The 19,277-nt window shown below is 51.6% G+C and carries 15 protein-coding genes and 1 tRNA gene; 7 read left to right on the top strand and 9 right to left on the bottom strand.

Going from position 1 to position 19,277, the window contains the following annotated elements; genetic code table 11:
* Window positions 1-25: 25 nt before the first annotated feature.
* From gcvP to leuA, 4 genes are all read right to left on the bottom strand, one after another.
* Entirely contained in the window at window positions 26-2,845 is a 2,820-nt protein-coding gene (gene gcvP / locus B5D61_RS24145; RefSeq protein ID WP_078815994.1) for an aminomethyl-transferring glycine dehydrogenase, read from the bottom strand.
* A 135-nt stretch (window positions 2,846-2,980) separates the two neighbouring features.
* Window positions 2,981-4,489, bottom strand: coding sequence for a N,N-dimethylformamidase beta subunit family domain-containing protein (locus B5D61_RS24140; protein WP_078815993.1), 1,509 nt, complete (start codon window positions 4,487-4,489; stop codon window positions 2,981-2,983).
* Window positions 4,490-4,552: 63 nt separating this feature from the next.
* Window positions 4,553-4,912, bottom strand: coding sequence for a hypothetical protein (locus tag B5D61_RS24135; RefSeq protein ID WP_078815992.1), 360 nt, complete (start codon window positions 4,910-4,912; stop codon window positions 4,553-4,555).
* A gap of 71 nt (window positions 4,913-4,983) precedes the next feature.
* Window positions 4,984-6,648: a 2-isopropylmalate synthase gene (leuA, locus tag B5D61_RS24130; protein WP_078815991.1), complete on the bottom strand. Its 1,665-nt coding sequence runs from the start codon at window positions 6,646-6,648 to the stop codon at window positions 4,984-4,986.
* Window positions 6,649-6,945: 297 nt separating this feature from the next.
* Between leuA and B5D61_RS24125 the strand changes: the two genes are divergently transcribed.
* The 7 genes from B5D61_RS24125 to B5D61_RS24100 all read left to right on the top strand — a co-directional run bounded on the left by B5D61_RS24125 (window position 6,946) and on the right by B5D61_RS24100 (window position 13,788).
* Window positions 6,946-7,035, top strand: a tRNA-Ser gene (locus B5D61_RS24125).
* 45 nt (window positions 7,036-7,080) lie between these two features.
* Complete coding sequence (locus tag B5D61_RS24120) at window positions 7,081-8,958, top strand: site-specific integrase (protein ID WP_078815990.1); 1,878 nt, start codon at window positions 7,081-7,083, stop codon at window positions 8,956-8,958.
* 327 nt (window positions 8,959-9,285) lie between these two features.
* Window positions 9,286-10,002 (top strand): hypothetical protein, encoded by a 717-nt coding sequence (locus B5D61_RS24115; RefSeq protein WP_139373474.1) that lies wholly within the window; start codon window positions 9,286-9,288, stop codon window positions 10,000-10,002.
* A 420-nt stretch (window positions 10,003-10,422) separates the two neighbouring features.
* Window positions 10,423-11,886: an FHA domain-containing protein gene (locus B5D61_RS24110; protein ID WP_078815988.1), complete on the top strand. Its 1,464-nt coding sequence runs from the start codon at window positions 10,423-10,425 to the stop codon at window positions 11,884-11,886.
* Window positions 11,887-12,074: 188 nt separating this feature from the next.
* Window positions 12,075-12,722 carry a recombinase family protein gene (locus B5D61_RS24105; protein ID WP_078815987.1) on the top strand — a complete coding sequence of 216 codons (648 nt, stop codon included), beginning with the start codon at window positions 12,075-12,077 and terminating at the stop codon, window positions 12,720-12,722.
* 125 nt (window positions 12,723-12,847) lie between these two features.
* On the top strand, window positions 12,848-13,069 hold the full coding sequence (locus tag B5D61_RS26515; protein WP_176159649.1) for a hypothetical protein: 222 nt from the start codon (window positions 12,848-12,850) through the stop codon (window positions 13,067-13,069).
* 14 nt (window positions 13,070-13,083) lie between these two features.
* On the top strand, window positions 13,084-13,788 hold the full coding sequence (locus B5D61_RS24100; RefSeq protein WP_139373473.1) for a hypothetical protein: 705 nt from the start codon (window positions 13,084-13,086) through the stop codon (window positions 13,786-13,788).
* A 797-nt stretch (window positions 13,789-14,585) separates the two neighbouring features.
* On the opposite strand, the gene B5D61_RS24090 is transcribed toward B5D61_RS24100, so the two are convergent.
* The 5 genes from B5D61_RS24090 to B5D61_RS24075 all read right to left on the bottom strand — a co-directional run bounded on the left by B5D61_RS24090 (window position 14,586) and on the right by B5D61_RS24075 (window position 18,945).
* Window positions 14,586-15,506 (bottom strand): hypothetical protein, encoded by a 921-nt coding sequence (locus tag B5D61_RS24090; RefSeq protein WP_078815984.1) that lies wholly within the window; start codon window positions 15,504-15,506, stop codon window positions 14,586-14,588.
* A 145-nt stretch (window positions 15,507-15,651) separates the two neighbouring features.
* Window positions 15,652-16,263, bottom strand: coding sequence for a hypothetical protein (locus B5D61_RS24085; RefSeq protein WP_139373472.1), 612 nt, complete (start codon window positions 16,261-16,263; stop codon window positions 15,652-15,654).
* Window positions 16,264-16,467: 204 nt separating this feature from the next.
* Entirely contained in the window at window positions 16,468-17,043 is a 576-nt protein-coding gene (locus B5D61_RS27270) for a nitroreductase family protein (RefSeq protein ID WP_425440082.1), read from the bottom strand.
* A 94-nt stretch (window positions 17,044-17,137) separates the two neighbouring features.
* Entirely contained in the window at window positions 17,138-17,734 is a 597-nt protein-coding gene (locus B5D61_RS27145; protein WP_078815982.1) for a 7-cyano-7-deazaguanine synthase, read from the bottom strand.
* Window positions 17,731-18,945 carry a PfkB family carbohydrate kinase gene (locus B5D61_RS24075; protein WP_078815981.1) on the bottom strand — a complete coding sequence of 405 codons (1,215 nt, stop codon included), beginning with the start codon at window positions 18,943-18,945 and terminating at the stop codon, window positions 17,731-17,733. Before B5D61_RS24075 ends, B5D61_RS27145 begins: the two co-directional genes overlap by 4 nt.
* Window positions 18,946-19,277 lie beyond the last annotated feature (332 nt).

The raw sequence follows: 19,277 nt of genomic DNA, 5'->3' as shown, positions 1-19,277 counted from the left end.
TGAATCATGCACCTTACGCACGGTTTTACTGAGCCGCCTCTTCGACGCTGATGCAGGAGCAGATCAGGTTTCTATCTCCATACACATTGTCCACGCGTGCGACCGGCGGCCAGTATTTGCCGTCCTTGACCCAAGTCAGAGGGAAGGCGGCTTTTTCTCGTGTATAAGAGTGGGGCCATTCATTCTTCATCACGAACACCGCCGTATGAGGAGCGGCCTTCAAAGGGTTGTCCGTGGCTGAAATGCGGCCGCTTTCGATCTCTTCGATTTCGGCATGGATGCACTGCATGGCACTGCAAAAGCGCTCCAGCTCCGCGAGGCTCTCGCTCTCGGTCGGTTCAATCATCAGGGTGCCTCCCACGGGCCAGCTCATGGTCGGTGCATGGTAACCGAAATCCATCAGTCGCTTGGCCACATCTTCCACGGTGACCTGATGGAAATGACGGAAGTCGAGGATGCACTCATGAGCCACAAGTCCGTTGACACCTTTATAAAGGGTCGGGAAGCACGAGGCCAGTTTCTTGGCGACGTAGTTGGCATTGAGGATGGCGTATTTCGTCGCTTGCTCAAGCTGGGGCCCCATCATGGCGATATACATCCAGGAGATGGTGCAGATGCTGGCGCTGCCCCAAGGCGCGGAACACACGGCTCCTTCGTGAAACTCGAGCATTTCATGCCCTGGAAGATAGGGCTTCAAATGAGCGGCGACACAAATCGGTCCCACGCCTGGACCTCCGCCACCATGAGGAATGCAGAAGGTCTTGTGCAGGTTCAGATGGCAGACATCGGCACCGATTTTGCCCGGCGAAGTCAGCCCCACCTGAGCATTCATATTGGCACCATCCATGTAAACCTGTCCGCCCTGCTCATGCACGAGACGGCAGATCTCGACGATGCTTTCCTCAAAGACCCCGTGCGTGGACGGATAGGTCACCATCAGAGCCGCGACTTTGTCGGCGTGCGCAGCTAGCTTCGCTTTCAGGTCAGCGAGGGAGATGTTGCCCTGGTCATCACAGGCCACAGGCACCACCTTGAAGGCGCACATCACGGCGCTGGCAGGGTTGGTGCCGTGGGCACTGGTTGGGATTAGGCAAACGTCACGATGCCCCTGACCTTGGGCTTCATGGAAACGTTTGATGGCCAGCAGGCCCGCGTATTCCCCTTGGGAACCTGCGTTCGGTTGCAGAGAGGTGGCATCGAAGCCGGTGCATTCAGCTAACCAATTTTCCAACTCCGTGAACATGGCACGATAGCCTTCGCTCTGATCGTGAGGCACGAAGGGATGCAAGCCGCCGACCTCAGGCCAACTGAGTGGCATCATTTCCGCAGCGGCATTCAGCTTCATCGTGCAGGAGCCCAGCGGGATCATACTCCGATTCAGCGCGATGTCCTTGCTCTCCAAGCGATGCAGGTAACGCATCATCTCGGTTTCGGAGTGATAGCGATTGAAGACCGGATGGGTGAGGAAGTTAGATTGGCGATGAAAGGTGGCGGAGCAGTTCAGCTCAGCATCGTTGGCCAGAGTGAGTGGGTGCTGAGCTTTACTGATGCCGAAGGCTTTTAAGACACTGTTCAGGTCCTCTTCACGCACACGTTCATCCAGAGCCACGCCCACATGATGAGCATCCACCTTGCGGAGGTTGATGCCAAAGAGCACGGCTGTTTTCAGCACCTCGTGGGCGCTGTGCACCTTGACCGTCAGCGTATCGAAGAAATCATCGCTGACGATTTCCTGACCGGCCAACATCAGCTCACGCGCTAGCCACACCGCAGCGCCGTGCGTGCGGCGGGCGATCTTTTTCAGCCCTTCAGGGCCGTGATAAACCGCATACATGGAGGCCATGACAGCGAGAAGCACCTGGGCTGTGCAGATGTTGCTGGTGGCCTTTTCACGCCGGATGTGCTGCTCACGAGTTTGCAGAGACAGGCGATAGGCGGGATTCCCGGCGGCATCCTTTGACACACCGATCAAGCGACCCGGCATGCGGCGCTTCAGGGCATCCTTCACCGCCATGAAAGCAGCATGGGGGCCGCCAAAACCGAGGGGCACACCGAAGCGCTGGCTATTCCCCACACAGATATCCGCACCGAATTCCCCCGGCGGACGAAGCACGGTCAGGGCGAGAAGATCGGCGGAGACCACAAACAAGGCTCCTGCCTTATGAACGCGGGCAGCGAGGTCCTCGAAATCTTGAATGACCCCACGAGTGTCTGGATACTGAACCAGAACAGCCGCGATTCCATCACTGTCTTCCGATGTCCAAGACGCGATATCCACGACCTGAACGAGGATGCCTAGGGCCTGCATGCGCGTGCGCACCACGGCGATGTTATGTGGATGGCACTGATCGGAAACCACGACGGACTTCGCGCCGTTTTTTTGCGCCACGGCCAGGGTCAATGCCTCTGCACACGCCGTTCCTTCATCCAGGAGCGATGCACCGGCGACATCCAGCCCGGTGAGATCGGTGATCATGGTCTGGAAGTTGATCAGGGCTTCCAGGCGGCCTTGGCTGATCTCAGGCTGATAAGGCGTGTAGGCGGTATACCAGCCGGGGTTTTCCAGGATATTCCGCTGGATGACCGGAGGCGTGAAAGTGTCGTGATAACCCAGGCCGATGAAGGAACGCACGGCCTTGTTGCGACTCATGAGCTGTTTCAGACGCCGCAGTGCATCCTCTTCACTCAGAGCTGGGGGAAGATTCAGCGGCGTGCGCTGGCGGATGGTTTCGGGCACCACTTGATCCACGAGGGCATCCAAGGAGGTGTAACCGAGCGTTTGAAGCATGGCGGCCGTGTCGGCAGCCGAAGGTCCAATATGACGGGAGGAGAAGGACGTGGGCATTCGCACCCGCAGTGGAGCCGATAATTCGCCGGATGCAACTCAAGGCGGTGATTTCAAAGCATACAAATCTGTCAAGGTGTGCAGGCGTGCATGTAGGGAGAACAAACATTGGTTGAGTGGCTGTTCGAAACCGAATTATCCCACGGAACGGCGGAGCAGATTGGCGGTGATGCGCTGCACTCGGGCATCAGGGCCGTGGGGGCGGGTGTAGTGGCTCCAGGGGATGATGTGCCCGGGAGGTGAACTCAGGCCTTGGCTCCAGAAAATGGTGCTGGCATTGAAGACGATGTTCTTTTTGGGGCCTTCGAAGATCGTCGCGGCATATCGCCCCAGGCGGGTGCCACCCGCCCAGACGTTGCCTGCGGCGATGACTTCCAGCCCGACTCGATCCAGATCGGGGTCGCCATGAAATTCCCATCCGACCAGTCCAGGAATGTAATCTCCCTTTTTCATACCCGTGCCTTCAAAGAGCCAATGCTCAGGGCGGGTGCAGGTCCAATCGCCACCGCCATTGAAGGGCACGACGGTGCGAGCTCCGATGATGTCTCGTTCATCAGGGCCGGGGTTTTCAAACGGGCCGAGCACCTTGGCATAAGCTTCCTTTTCCTCCTCGCGGAATTCACCGTAGCAGGTTTCGCGGGTCAGTCGGCGGTTGGCTTCGCCTTGGGCATTCGCGGAAAACGGGGTGACCATGTAGACGTCATTGGCAGAGAGCCACAGGATATTCAGCCCCTCTTGAATCGCCTGCTTGACGTTCTGATACTGGCGGAGGTCCCAGTATTCATCATGACCAATGCTGATCAGTGTTTTGCTGCGCTGTAAGTTAGACAGCTCCAGGTTATCCACATTGGAACCGTAGGTCACATCGTAACCTTCTTTTTCTAACCAATAGCATAGTGGATACTCCCACAGGAGAAACTCACCGCTGCCCATGCTCAGGGGATGATCCAGGATCTGCACATATTTGCCGTAGGGGCGATCAAAGCTCACGCTGACACCGGGGGCATGAGCGGCGCGGGGATCGGTGTAGAGAGATTCATTGACGGGCCAGCGGTTGTAAGCCTGCCACGTGTTGTCGCTGCATTGAAAGAGGACATCGGCACGGCGATCATCTTTGACGATGAAGATGATGTAGTTCTGCCAATAAGGTTCATCGGCACTTGCGGCGAGGGTCGAGAGGCGCCCAAGATACACCCCGCTGAGCCAGTCTTCGGGAATGGTGAGGGAAGTGCTGGCCGTCCATTGGCATTCACGCAGCCGTTGCTCGCCTATTTCAGGAGTGGGCTGAGTTTGGCCTTCGAAGGGGCCCAGGGTGGTCATCAACCGAGACCCGACGCCGTCGTAATAACCCATGCGGAAGATCTCAATCTGAAAGCGCGCGATTGGATTCGTGCTGACGAAAATATCCAGCTTCTCGCCCGCTTTCACCGATTGTCGGGAACAGTAACCTTCGATGACCGAACTCCGGTAGGACTTGGCGCTGTCCGGCTTCATGCGGGTGAGCTGAAAGCTGGCACCCGGTTGGGAATTCTCCGTCTGGATCGCGTTCAGCGATGCGGTTGCCGCATTCGCAGGGAGAGAGCTGCCGATGTAAGCCCCGAGGGCCGCTGCGCTGCCGGATTTGAAAAAGTCACGCCGATCCATCCCTCAGATACGGGATGGGGAAGCGGACTCTTCGAGCAATGATGAAAGTAAGTGCGGGTGCGCTTACTTAGCCTTCGGCATGGCCTGGATCAGCAGATTGAAAAACTCGTTTTCATCGGGGGTCATGCCATCGCGGGCAAGGAGGTCTTTCACCACACCGAGCACCTCGGCCTGCGCGGTCTTGGAAGTAAAGCTGGAGGCGCGTTCGGTGAGGTAATCCATCACCATGTCATCGCTCTCCGCCACTTCGCGGGCACGGGCGAAGGATTCTTCGATGAATAGGCTCTTTGGATATTCGGACTTCCAGCCCTTGGCCACAAAGGCAGACTGGATCAGATCCTCCTCCACCAGCGAGATATGCGCATCGGCATAGATCGAGAGGGAGAGAATGTCGAACAGAGCTTCGCGTTGGGGCTGAGTCATAAGGCGGCCCACCTTGGCAACAAGTGAGGGTTGTTCAAGCAGCTTGATGTCAAGGGGGGCACTTTCATGGCTTAGATGGCGCGATTGACGGCGCTGACCACGGCCTTGATGGAGGCCAGTTCGATGTTGGTATCTACACCTGCGCCCCAGACGGTCTTGCCTGTGGCCAGTTTGATCAGGATGTAGGAGATGGCGCTGGCCTCGGAACCTGCCTCCAGGCTTTGCTCTCGGTAAGTCACCACCTCGAACGGCTGGGCACCGCCATCTTTGATCAGTCCCTGCACGAAGGCGGCGATCGGGCCATTGCCCGTGCCGGTGATGCCGATTTCGCTGCCGTTTTTCACCATGCTGCTGCGGCAGGTGAAGACACCGTCCACGCCATCGGCATGGAAGTGATGCAGAGAAAAAGGCGTATTGCGCTCAATGTATTCTTTCCAGAACATATCGCGCAGTTCAGCTGCCGTGACTTCACGACCCAGCTTATCGACCAAGTCATTGGCGATGGGGCCGAATTCACGCTGCATGTCCTTGGGCAATTCGATGCCAAACTCGCTTTCCAACAGGTAGGCCACACCCCCCTTACCGCTCTGGCTATTCACGCGGATCACCTCGCGATATTCACGACCGATGTCCTCGGGGTCGATGGTCAGATAAGGCACATCCCAGATGGATTTGTGTTCCTCGTAGCCGGACAGGCCCTTCTTGATCGCATCCTGGTGGCTACCGCTGAAGGCGGTGAAGACCAACTCGCCTGCATAAGGCTGACGCGGAGGCACGGTCATGCCCGTGGTGCGCTCATACATGTGGATCAGGCTGCCCATGTTGCTGAAATCCAGCTCGGGGGCTATGCCGTGCATATACAGGTTCATCGCCACCTGGACGATGTCCAGATTGCCAGTGCGCTCGCCGTTGCCAAACAGGGTGCCCTCCACACGATCCGCTCCTGCCAGTAAGCCCAGCTCGGTCGCTGCCGTGCCCGTGCCACGGTCATTGTGTGTGTGAAGGCTGATGATCAGGCTCTCGCGGTTTTTGATGTTCGTGCAGATCCATTCGATCTGGTCGGCATACACATTCGGCATGGCCACCTCCACCGTGTCCGGCAGGTTCAGGATCATCTTCTTCTCCGGCGTCGGCTGCCACACATCCATCACCGCTTCGCTGATCTCCTTGGCAAATTCGACCTCGGTGGCGCTGAAGCTCTCAGGGGAATATTGCAAAGTCACCTGCGTGCCCGTGGATTCCAGGCGATGCAGGCGATCCTTGATCATCTGCGCGCCTTTCACGGCGATGGCGATGATCTCCTCCTTGGTCTTGCCAAACACATACTTCCGCTGGGCGGGCGAGGTGGAGTTATACATGTGGATGACCACCTTCTTGGCCCCCAGCAGGGACTCGACAGTCTTCTCGATCAGGTCCTCGCGCGCCTGCACCAGACACTGGATCGTCACATCCTCCGGGATGCGCTTTTCCTCGATCAGGCGGCGATTGAAATTGAACTCGGTGTTGGAGGCGGAGGGGAAACCGACCTCGATTTCCTTAAACCCGCACTTCACCAGGGCATCGAACATCTCCAGCTTTTGGGAGACGTTCATCGGCACCGCCAGGGCTTGGTTACCATCGCGCAGGTCCACACTGCACCAGATGGGGGCCTTGGAGAGATGGCGGGACGGCCATTGGCGGTTCGGCAAGGTGATCAGCGGGAACGGCTGATATTTGGAGGACGGATTCTTCAACATGACAAAACGGAATGAGACAGACTTAACAAGATTGGCGGGCTTTGCAGGAGGGATTTTCCTGAAATTGACCGTGAGGGGCTGCCGTGACGTGACGGCAAGAGGGCATGGCGAGGAAACACGGGCCGCCTACCCTAGCGTAAGTCGCAGGGGAAGGGAAAGGAGAGCCTGAGCCAGAAAGGTCACATGAAGGGTATAAGCGCGCGCGCCTGAAAAAGCACGCACTTTTTTGAGAAGTGAAACCTCACCTTGCCAAACGCTCCAGATCCGCCTAACATCGCCATCTGCTGAATTCAGCACGGAAGGGTGGCTGAGTGGTCTAAAGTATCTGACTCGAAATCAGACGTGGGGTCAAACTCACCGTGGGTTCGAATCCCACCCCTTCCGCCATACTCTTTATAAGGCGTTCTAAATCAGTTAAATCGTTCATTTTCAATGGCTCAGAAGAAGCGGGTGGTACACAAACCTGTTCCACAAGAAGCCAAGAACGATATGTCCAAAGCCCCCCACGTGTTCCTGCGCGGAAACGTCTATTACGTCAGAAAAAGGGTTCCTACAGAGCTTGTCCCAATTCTGAATGCCTGCGAAATCAAGGTTTCGCTCAAAACCTCGGATCGCAAAAAAGCGATGGGCGAAGCCAACTATGCGAATGCTCAACTCCAAGTGAGGTTTGATGAAGCTCGGAAAATGCTGGTGAAAAGGGAAGCTCTCCGTCCTACTCCAGTGAAGGAGTTGGCTGAAGGCGAGATTCATCGGATTGTGGCTAGCTACTTCATCGCGGAAGAGAAGCGACATGAGACATGGTGGGTGACTGAGGGACAGAAGTGGCCGCAAGAGGATCTGGAAACTGCATGGGACAACCTCACTGGCGATATTTCCCATTACCAGACTGTGCGCGAGAAGTCTGGAAACGGTTTTGGCACCCCGGCCTTCGATACCTCAGGAATGGCAAAATTGTGCCTAGAAGAAGCGGGCATCGAATTGCCGCCTGATTCTCCCTCGTTTGCAAAACTTGGTGAACTTCTGCGACGGGCTTTGGTGGAAACGACAGCAAGGCAGATTGATCGTCTGCGCCCGTATGTTAGGGGCGGCGATGTCCGTCCTCGTGGCGACGCATTTTTCGATACACTCAATGCCTTGTCTCCCCTGCCTGGAAAAAGGCACACCCTAGGAGATTTGCTGGAACAGTTCCAAAAACATCACGCGGATAATAGCTCAGAAGGCACCCAGCGGACATACAACATCCCGATACGTTTGCTCACGCAACACTTCGGGACACAGCATCCTTTGGCGGCTATTGGTCCGCAACAAATTGGCGATCTTTTGGATTTGCTGAAGAAGGTCCCCTGTAATGCCCAGCAACGTTATCCTGATATGTCCCTACAAGAGGCTATCGAGGCGGCCAACAAGAGGGGAGATACTGATCGGCTGGGGACAAAGACGTTAATCAACTATCATAGAAACATCTCTGCCATTTTCAATTTTGGGAAGGCGGTAAAGCTATTGGAAGACAATCCGGTCAATTCAATAATTAATAAAAATAAGGTCAAGGGTAAGCCTGCTCGGCGCGTGCCTTTCGAGATTGGAGAACTTCAAAAGCTGTTTAATGCGCCGCTTTATAGGGGTTGTGTGGACGATGAAAGAAACTATGCCAAGCCTGGGGAATCCGTGACGCGCCGAGGCCGTTTCTGGGTCCCTTTGCTCGCGTTATACCACGGGTTCCGATGCAATGAAACTTGTCAGCTATACACGGAGGACGTTCTACTGAAAGACGATGTATGGTGCATTTGGATCAGCGAAAGCACGGATAAAAACGAGGATGAAGTAACGGACAAAAAGATCAAAAATCAATCCAGCGAACGACTGGTGCCAATTCACAAGACCGTGCTTGATCTGGGATTTTTAGATTATGTTACCGAACGCCGGAATGACGCATCACAGAGGAATCTGTTTCCAGAGCTCCGGGTGGATAAGAAAGGATATCGATCCAATCTGTTTTCCAAATGGTTTGGGCGCTTTAAGGGCAAGTATATCCCAACCAGCAAGGCAACTTTCCATGGGTTCCGTCATACTTGGAGAACTCAGTTGACCCGTTTTGATATCAGCATCGAAGATGTTGAGCAACTGGGAGGCTGGACTTCGGAAAGACGCAGCTCAGAAAGAATCTACTCGCATGGAAAAACACTCCCTGCGATCAAGGCTGTTCTGGACCGTGTAGAATATCCAGGTCTGGATTTGGGCCATCTCGCTCCTCAGGCTGCGATTAAACAGCCATCAATGACTCATCCGAGGCGTTTCCGTCCCAGTGCCTGAGCTGTTTGTGCAGCAATGCTGCACAGATTTTGAGGAGCTTTGCGGAAAGGGAGATTATCCTTGAACAGAACCCACGCTTTGCCATTGTGGTAGCGTGTTCGCCATAGCGGGCACCAGGGCGTAGAAACTCTGATCCGAAAGCGGAAGGCGATGACCGAAATGCATCGCCGCTCAACCGACATAAACGTCGGGCGGGCGGCTGGCATACAACAGGGCGCGGGCTAAGGCTCGCGCCTAAAACCCGTCGCGCTCGTCTTTCGGCGAGTTTCTAACCGACCCGGCACCTTGCTGGGCGGATATGCGCTCTGAATCTCAACTCAGACGCACATGAACCAACCGCCATCCCTCCCTAGCCCTGTCCCTCAGCCAACTCTTTCAGAAACTGAAAAACGCCCCTGGTGGGACCGTGGACGGGTTGTCTTGCCGCTCCTTGTGGTGACCTTACCATTTCTCTTTGTGCTGTGGCCTCTGGGTCTTTTTCCATTGTGGGCGGGAAAGCGGTTCTCCAAAAATTGGAAGATTGTTCTCAGCACCCCTCACATGGGTGTGATTTTGCTGATGATCGTAGGAATGCTCGCCCCAAAACGCTCTGGTAGTTACGCAAGCCCCTCCTATTCGGCTTCTGAATCCGCCACGCCGTTAGAAAAGGTCCGTGCTCAGGTTGAGCGAATTGCAAAGAAGAAACTGGGTAGATCGTTAGTAGCAGCGGAGGTCTTCGAAACCGCTCGTGGTCAAGAAGAAGGGCTCTACAATGTCAATATCCGTTTCAACGGCGACAGGACGTGGCCAACAAGAATTTCGTTGGAGCGCAGCATGAAGGATGTTTATGAGGGCTTGTATGAGGCAAAATTAGACATTCGGGATGTCTATTGTTTTGCTTCGGCGGACATGGTTGATAAGTATGGACAAAAAGCATTGGTTGTAGTTTACAAGACTTCGCTAAGCAGGGCGGAAGCGGAGAAAGTAAATTGGGCAAGCAAGGACGGCTTGGACTTTAGTCGTATTTGGGAGACTCACTTTCTACACCAAGCCTTTGAAGATTAGATTAGGAAACCGAATGCTTGGAATCGTGGTCGGCTAAGTATAGGCCATTGATGGGCTAACTAATTAATCGGCAACACATCGCATAGTCATGTGACTGCCAGGTGAGCTTCCTTCAATCAAAGCAAAGGGCTATGTAGCCTCGCTCTGGCACCCTCAAGCGGCCCAAATCCTGCTTGAGGGTGGTATGACTGCTTTAGGGGATAAGGCGGTTTAAAAGAAGCCTAAGACTTCATCGCGGTTGACCATTATAGTCCTTGAACTACAATATTTTGTGGCTTGCGCATGAGGGCTATTGCAGGACAAATCCTTCGTGAGTTGTGCAGCAAGCTGCACAAAAAAAGGGGCGATCATTCTCTCTATAAGAAAGCCCAACCTCGTCAAAAACAGATGAAAAGTGATAATGGCATGTGATAAACATCCATGCTTCCATATTTTTCCCTCGACCAGACGGTCGTTGCAGAGACAGCTCGCCAAGATCGTATCCTATTCACAATGAATTTGGGCAAGCTGGAGGGAAGCACTCACCAGATTGATCGATTTAGAAAAGCGCTCCATCCCGTGCCAGCAGACGGATTCCCCGAAACGCTGCCGTCTCACGGTTGCATTTTTAACAGGCCTGAACAGCCGGGGGCTTATCGAGCGCCGCAGCTCATTAGATCAATAAGGGATGCTTACGGCATTCATGATGAGCCTCCATTATTCGCTGGTGAGTTGAAGTATGGCCAATATTATCGACCAAGCATGGATGATCCGACTCGGTCTAAGCTTCGCTTGAGCTTGAACTGCAATCCGACTCGTTATGCTCGGTTTTGTCCCCCTAGCCTAAATGTAAGCCTTTTCGCTCGCGAGCCCTTTGGCAATAAGGCTGAGCCCGCTTGGGATGGAGAGTCCTCACTTGATTTTAATGACAATTGGCTTCCTAAGGGGACGCACACTGACTACTACAATCCTGAGCGCTGGAAGCGAAATGTTTTCACTTACCTTAGCCAGGTAAAGTCTGCGATTCAGCAGGACATCAGCACCGCTAATTTGCTGGCCGGAACGAGCTTATCACAAGGAGAAGATCCACTGTTTGTCTTTCATTTAATCGAAACTTATTGGGAGTTTGAATCGGCGAATCCCATAGGTTTGGTGCATACGTTCAAGCTGATGTTGAAAGAATTTGGCTTCAGTGGCCGTGAAACGGCATACGAGAAGAACTGTCTTGTGCTAAAGTTTAATGTTGGGAGCGGGGTCATCCTTTGCATATATGCCAAAACGGATCGTCGAGTCAGGTTTGAAGTGCGTCATCAGCTTTCTTCGAGAGCTAGGCCTAGCGGAATTATGAAGCGGACCTGTAAAACGCTCGCTGGCGCAATGAAGATCATTATGGGATGCCGAGCAGATGCCGTTACTTTAGTTAATAATGCTCTGCAAACCATACGAAGTAAGCAGTCGGTCTCCTCGTCCCACATTAATGAGACGCTTTTAATCGTCAAAATAGGCAGGATCGTAAAAAATGACAATCTGGCGGTGATGTTCGTGGAGTTGCTGAGATCAAGAGGTGCTATTTGTCCAAATAACAGCGTTCCTACACTCCACAAGGCTCTGAGAGGATTACAGCGTCACGGCATCATGAAGTGGTGTCAGATTAACAAGCATTACATTCTAACAGATGAATACGCATACGCTGGCCAACAGTTAGCTAGTAGAGCTGTTCCTATGTTCGTGCCTCCTGAGATGCAAATGCCACCCGTCCGTCCTGCCTCCTCCTATCCCAGACGCAATCGCCAGCCAACCGAACCCCAACCGGAAGCTCCCGCGACTGATACAAATCGAGAACCGTCATCGCCCGCCAAAGTGAGGCGTTCACGAGACGCTATTAGCAGGCTTCTTTGGGACTGATAGATTAGACGCTAAATACAGCTTCCCTAATTTATGCCGAATCCTGCGGAAGGTATGATTTATGTATTCAAATAATCATTGTTCAACTTTTTGTATTGTTGCCCCTTCATGGAAATGGTGAAAGTGTAAAATAATGTGTGTTCGATAATTCATTTGTTTATTTGAATACATCGTCTCATGTGGAACAAATGGAAGCATCTACCGTCCCTGTTCCCGTAGCTATTCTAGTCCGTGTTTCGACTGCTAAGCAAGAAACGACACGCCAAATCACCGAGTTGAAAAGTTTGGCGGATTTGAAGGGTTGGCAAGTAATCGCTGTGTGTGAAGAGGCGGGTGTTTCAGGCCGTGCGAATGAGCACGAACGTCACGGCCTTCATGAGATAGAAGAACTCGCCTGTGCTGGAAAAATCAAAAAAGTCCTCGTTCATGAGGTCTCCCGCCTCGCCCGCAGGAACTCATTGGTTCACAAGTTCGTGGAGACGATGGAAGAGCTTGGAGTCTCCCTATACTGGCATGCCCAAGGAGTTGAAACACTCATGAGCAATGGCAAGCGCAACCCCGCCGCAGCCATCATGCTTGCCCTTTTGGCGGAAATGGCCCGGAACGAAGTTGAGACCCTTTCCACTCGGATTAAATCGGGATTGGCGGAAGCACGCCGGAAGGGGCGGAGGTTGGGGCGACCTCCTGGAAGTGGTCTTGAGCGTTCTAAACTGCTTGCCAAGCATCGCGACATTATCCGCCTTGTGAAAGCGGGTCAGTCCGTGCGCAATGCGGCCAAGATTTCCGGCAAGGGAGTGAGCACTGTACAGCGCATCATTGCAGCCTTAGCGGCTTGAGATTCATCATGCTTTTTTTCAATTTTGATAATAGCTAACTCGGACGTCCGTAGTTTTAGCCTCGCGAGTGCGACATGTCAGGGTTTTTTTATTGCGCTTCCTACGCATCGCCCCATCATTACCTAATGGCTACAACTATTCGCCTGCGCTCTGTTCGGACTCTTGCCGCATTAGAACCATTGCTTGCCCAAGGAGCTAAATTCCGATTTGCAATCCCAGTTGCCGATATTGAAGATGCCATAAAGCAGAATGTGGGGCTGCCTGAGCCTCTGAAACCTGGGATGTTTTTCTTCCGGGTATCTGCGGTTCAAAGTCAGACACCAACGCAAATGGTCGGATTGTTGTAAGGAAGGATCTTCCAATGGAGCTGGTACCGCGTGCCATTTACCGAACATGGAACGATTGGCATGGTCAGCCGCACTCAGGGTTACAATTTCGTCATTATCCCCGCTACCCAAGACAGAATGTTCCTCCGCAAGAAGAATACTTCTTCACGCTCCTAATCGATGGCAAGCTCTGTGTATGCAGTGACCTACTGACATATGGAGGGACTGAAGACGAGCGAATTATGTGGTGCTTTAACTTGTTCCTCGAATGCTTTGGGCAATGTTTTTGCGTAGGTGAAGACAATAAGGGAATCGAAAAGCCGCGTTTTAAACGGTTCAATTGGGAACTTCTTCCGAAAGGAGATTATCCGTGGGAAAAGCTTTCGAAGATCATCACTCAACGGCTTGAGAAACGAGCGAAACCAGAAGAACTCGAAGTCACTTTAGAGCGCCTTAGATACTTGAGGGAACTCGGTTCTTCGGATGTTGGGTTTGGACGTGGTGGTTTCGATGGGTATATTGTGCTGGAATACGAGAGGGCGGGCCTTTGGGTATTGGAGTCTTCGTATTTAGATAATGCCACTTATGTTTTTGACAGCGACTGGGACCTGTTCAGCAGCCTAACAAAAAATGAAATTCTTTCCGGAAAACTCTGTATGCGTCGAGTTATTCACGATAAAAAATGGAAATCCACAATGAGGTCCTTAGTAGCACCTCCGAGTAGATCATCATTCTGGTGAGCGATATAAGGATGGCCTTGAATTGGCTACGAGTCGCTAATCCGTGCAGCATGCTGCACAGCAAATTTGTTCCTGGGCTGAGGTTGCCGATTCATGTAGTGCTTCAGAAAGTTTGAGTAGTTCCGTTTTTTTCGCGATCGTTCTGCGTCATGTTAGCGACGTCGTTACAGCACCTTAGGTATATGACCGCTCATCGAGATCGGGTGGAAAATCAACTTGTATAATAATATCTGCGCATATCTCAGCAGGGAAAATGCATGGGTAAGCATGTGATTTCATCATGGACAAAATTGGAGACAGAATCTCTCCGATTTTTGCCGAGTAGCATACCCAGTCGACTGGCTACTTCGCTTTGCTTTGCGGTTTGAGAAGTAGGCGACAAGCCAATCGCGTCTCACCGTATCGTACAGCAAATGTGTCTGATACTTCGAACCATCCACCACTATGCGCTGCGCCGTGATTAGCCCCCATACATGAGCATTCGCACTCGAACCCGTGTGCATTCATGCAAGCTGGAGCACACACTTCCTTTTCGCGATACGGCTGAATAATGTAGAGGTGCCCAAATCGTTCCAGAATCATCGCAACAAGTTCGTTGAAACGCGAATGAGGAAGCTCCCAATACTTTTGTTTTGGCTCCCATTCCGGTTCCTTTTTGCGAGCACCGTTTTTAAGCCATTCGCGATTCTCCGACGAAAAAGGAATCCGGAGCCGGACGGCCTGAGAACCGCCGCGACGGAGAACAACTGGTACCGCCCCATTGTTCCATACGACTTTTGCCTCTTTTTCGTCTGGTCTCATTCAAGGGGGGTCACATCAGTTGCTTGAAGTTCACAATTTGGTGAATTTGTTCCATCACTTTCCTTTGCCTCCTCCTTCCTTTTCCTTCTAGACTTAGCTCGTTGACCTTGTCCCGTCACAAGGAGAGGTTTCCAATTGTGAGGAGCACCTGCCATTTCGAATTCCGCCTCTACTTGAGCTTGTGTCATATATGGATCCGTCATATAAAAAACTGCAAAGAAAGTCGTCCAGTCTGCTGAACCATTATAGCCCATAATGTCCTCATAGACTCCCCCTATCGCTGTCTTCAGTTCATCGGCTGAATCACAGAATTTATATTCCACTGCGGTCTTCAAACTCTTGATGCCAATATCCGGCTTGTAGGTTTTTGATACTTTGGAAATTGGTATTTCTCGAACGGTGTCGGGGTAGTAATGAATCAATAGTTCATACATCTTGACGCGGATCTCTTTTTCATTAGAAGGCTCAATCTTACTATGAAGTATGAGCGTGGGAGTTCCCAATAGAATGCGTTGCAATTTTGTTATCTCGATTGCTAATCCAAGTCCAGGAGTTCCAACCTCTTCATATAAAAGCGAAGCAAGTCCATCGACATATTGACTCAGCCGACTTGTTGCAGGACAAGTAAGTCCTTCAGCCCAATAAGGCATATCGACACCTTTCAAATTCCAGGTCTTGAAATCTTCACGCAAATCATTCAAGACCTCCATTGCTCCGACGTGAGTGAGAGCTATACAGAGTTTTATGTATATACCACGATTTAAAAACTCAAGGTAATGATAATTTGCGTCAGCGACCGGGTTTTCTCCATTTTCATCTTGATAGGGTGTGGCGTACTCAATCTCTGAAACGACATCCCATGCTTTTTTGATGTCTTTATTTAAAGCGACTACCATTGATGTGAGTTCCTTTTGCATGAGATTCTATCGAGTTGTATCATATTTCGCCAAGAAAGTCTTTTAAAGTTTCTTGGTCGTCTACACTCACTTTATCTGACCATGATGCTTCGTTGATGTGAGATTTAACCGTTTTGGAAAACACCAAGACAAGTGTGGCAACACTTTAGACGGTGCCTGATTTTTGCGGGGGCGACCACCTGTAGCCCGGATTAAAACTCACAATCTGCTTGAAAAATCTAGTGCCTTCACAATCGCCAAATCGAGAGATGAAAGCCGCGCTGCTATCAGCAATAATTTTCCACCAATGGAACCCCAACTCTGGAGTCTGTAAGTGATTGGTAAGTCCTTTAGATGATAAAACACTGTCTAAGTAACCACTACAACGACTCAATCGCTTTTGCCATGAATATGGATATACATCGGCAGCAGAGTCCGGAAGTGGGGTATCTGGAAAAACAATATTCGAACCATGAGCAGTCGAGTTTCGAATAGTATTAAGGTGATCCAGAGCTTGGTTCAGCGGGCTGCCAACCACATCCTGAACTGTGCAATCAAACGCTAGGCGGAAGAACTGCTGTGACTTTGCCCAGCCACCATCAAGTTCGACCTTATCGCGGATGAAATCTCTAAATATCTTCTGTCGGGGATCCATTTTGTTTGGATCATCGCCATCAAAGAGCTTGGTAGTGACTAGATGATTTAGAGAACCTTCAATGCAGGCAGCCGCCATACCTGTTATCGAAACATTCAATCCGAAAACAGCAAAGATATTCATGGGGTAAATGCTTCCTATCGCTTTGTCGATTTCTGTGGGAGGCTCCTTTATTAATCGATCTCTGCGCTCCTGCTCAATCCGAAGGTGGTGGTAAAGCTCCGAAGCGCCATGTATAAGGCCGGTAACGGCATAACTAATTGTATACACTGTATTTTATTCAGGTGAATTTGTTGAGGTGAGAAGTAATTTAAGATCCTCCTGTGGTTAATTTACTCTAGCACCCACGATACATCCGCCAACGCCCATGAATCGCTCGCTTTGAAGTAGGGATTGGACCAATTCATGGCCACTGAAGCCAAGCGGACAAAAAGACAGTTTCAGTGCCTCTGCTGCAATTGACAATCCTCCAATCAAAACTCCTGCATCTCTCCAGGCTAAACTCTCTCCATCCCGATATTTGTCAGCAAGCTTAAAGGTGTCAGCTGCAAAAAGCAAAATTGTCCCTCTTCCTGGGGCAAGGACAGAGCCAACGGCAGTTCGTATAGAGACGACATCCTCTACTGGCGACAAAGACAATAGGCTATGACTTTTGTTTTCATACAAAGACGTGGAGGGTTCGGCGTCTGCGGTTTGAATCACTATGGTTGAAATTACGTGGCACGCTCCAGCAGATGGCAGTGGTCTAAATTCTACCCCGGAGATGCTAGCTGTTGGTGTGATTCGGCACGTCTTAATAGTGAGCCACAGCAGCTGGGAAAGAGATTGGATGTCGAGTGTTCCAAACACGCGACGTGACCGGCGGTTTGTGAGGATGCGATCTAGACTATCAAGTCGCCCCATCGAGGGCTTTGGAAGAAAAAGACGCGACGAGTCCTTGGGTTGGAAGGGCTCACTGGCGACGGTGTTATGAAGCGAAACAGGGTCTTTGAGTATGCTATTGGCCACTCTGCAAATCCTCCCACACTCTTTGATTCTTGTGACATCCTCTACATTGTCCACATGCGAATTCGCTAACGTGGCATGAGTGTGTCCAAGCAAGTAATTCGAGGGGAATTCCCGACAGCCTGACGAGCTCAACTGATGTGTGACCGATGGCTGGTGCAGAGACTCGCACTCCCCCTTCTTGGAAGCTCAAGAGCGAATCTAATTTGGTATAAAATGCCTCTGTTCCATCGGAGTGAAAGCCGTCCGAAAGAACGGACCCGACCAATAACTCTGACAGGCCCAGGGGATACCCCTTCATAGCCACCAATGTGACCAAGAGTTGATTACGGAAAGGCCACCATTCAACAGCGGGAGCGTTTTTGGCAGCTGGCAGTCCAGCCATGTCGCCAGCCCCCAACGCACGGCAGTCCACAGAAACCACCTCATGATTTATCCCTAGTTCTGAACAGATTTTCTGAGATGCTCGAAGTTCACCGAGAAAACCAGTCTGACCATAGTTGACGGTAAATGCATATTTCGGCCTTTTCCAAAAGGCCAATGCCACCGAGTCAATCCCTCCCGATAATAGAATGCCATTTGATGTCATGACTTCTCAAGGGTCATCCAGGAAGTTTTGTAGATAGCGGTAACAAAATCCTTCTGGAGAAGGCACTCAGCACCTTGGAGCATCTTCAAATCCTCCGGTTTCTCGTTTTGAACAAAAGCAACGACAGGCTTCTCGATGGCTTTTGCGAAACCGATCTCAAACAGCGTGCCAGCATCTAGTCCGTCAACGCATGCGAAAACTACGTCACAATCTCTCAATCCTTGTATGTCAGGATCATAGACGTCTTCAGCGGAGCCGCGACCGACGTCATGAAGTGGAGAAAAAACTTTGAGCCCCTGAGAGCGAAGGGCCATACGAGCTTCATTGATGAGCCAAATCTGAGACATTGAGAAAAAGGGTCCAGCTAAATAGACCCGTTTCTGACTCTTGACTCCAGATAGCAGGGGCTTGTTAAGAAACTCATCTGGAAACCCTGAAGGAAACTGAAGGTGGCGGTGTTCACAGTAGAATGCTGTGGCTTTGGAGGCAAAAGAAGCAGCTTCTTTCGCGCTTAAGCCCTCCACCGCCCATTTTACTGCAAATGCTGCCGCGAAAACATCTCCAGAGCCAATCGGCCAGACGTTGTCTGTCTCGTATGCTGGAATCTCATGATTGCCGTCTGAGTCTGCTACCAGCGCTCCAAGACTCCCGCGTTTCACAACTACAACAGCGCAGTTATTGCTCCTTCGGAGCTTTTGAACAGCTTCTGATAAAGAAGTCTCACCTGTCATTGCGCGTGCCTCAGCTGAATTGCAAACTATAGCAAGAACCTTTGCGGTTGATCCATGCGCATCAAAGGCTTCTGGCTTGTGCGGGTTTTGAGGGTCGTAGACTACGCGATCTCCATGAACAGCGACGTCAGATTCCAACATTCCAAACTGGAGAATGTTGTCGCCATTAACTTGCAATAAATTCTTGTTGAGAGCCAGCCAGTCGGTGGGAGGAAAAATCTCGGGCGTCGAGAACCCATGTGTGTACGCAAATGAGACTGTGTTGGGAATACTGGTCGAAGAAGGCTCGATCTTTAATAACACCGAACGAGCATCTAGCGCTGGCCGCTGTTCTTCTGCGACACACGTTGTAAACTTCACAGTACACCCTAAACGGCTTGCGACTTCCGCCGCACGTAGCCCGGAGCCATAGACCTCATCCCATTCTGGGAATTGGCAGATTTCCACGTATGTGCCACCAACAACATTAAGATTCATCATGGCTTTGGTCTGATTTCCACTCTAATAAGACCGCCCGTGTTGCTGACTACCTTGGCGATATACTGCACCCCGCTTTTGATACAGCTGATCAGAGATCCCATCTTTTTAACGATTAAGGACCCGGCTGTAGCTCCCAAATAGACTGCTTCAAGGACGGCTACTCCGCCACTCGTCGATAGGCGAACCTCTAAAACATCCCCCACCTTCAAATTTGAAACTACCGTTGAAACTGGGGAACTGAGTTGCACCCTCTCGAAAAATTTGTAGCAATCAAAGTCGTCAGAATCTTCGCCCCCTCTAGGGTTTCCACCCTGAGTTGGGTTGCTTTCGGG

This window comes from Prosthecobacter debontii (assembly GCF_900167535.1).
GTDB lineage: Bacteria > Verrucomicrobiota > Verrucomicrobiia > Verrucomicrobiales > Verrucomicrobiaceae > Prosthecobacter > Prosthecobacter debontii.
The sequence above is the reverse complement of the archived record's forward strand: the minus strand, read 5'-3'. Positions and strand labels throughout refer to the sequence as shown.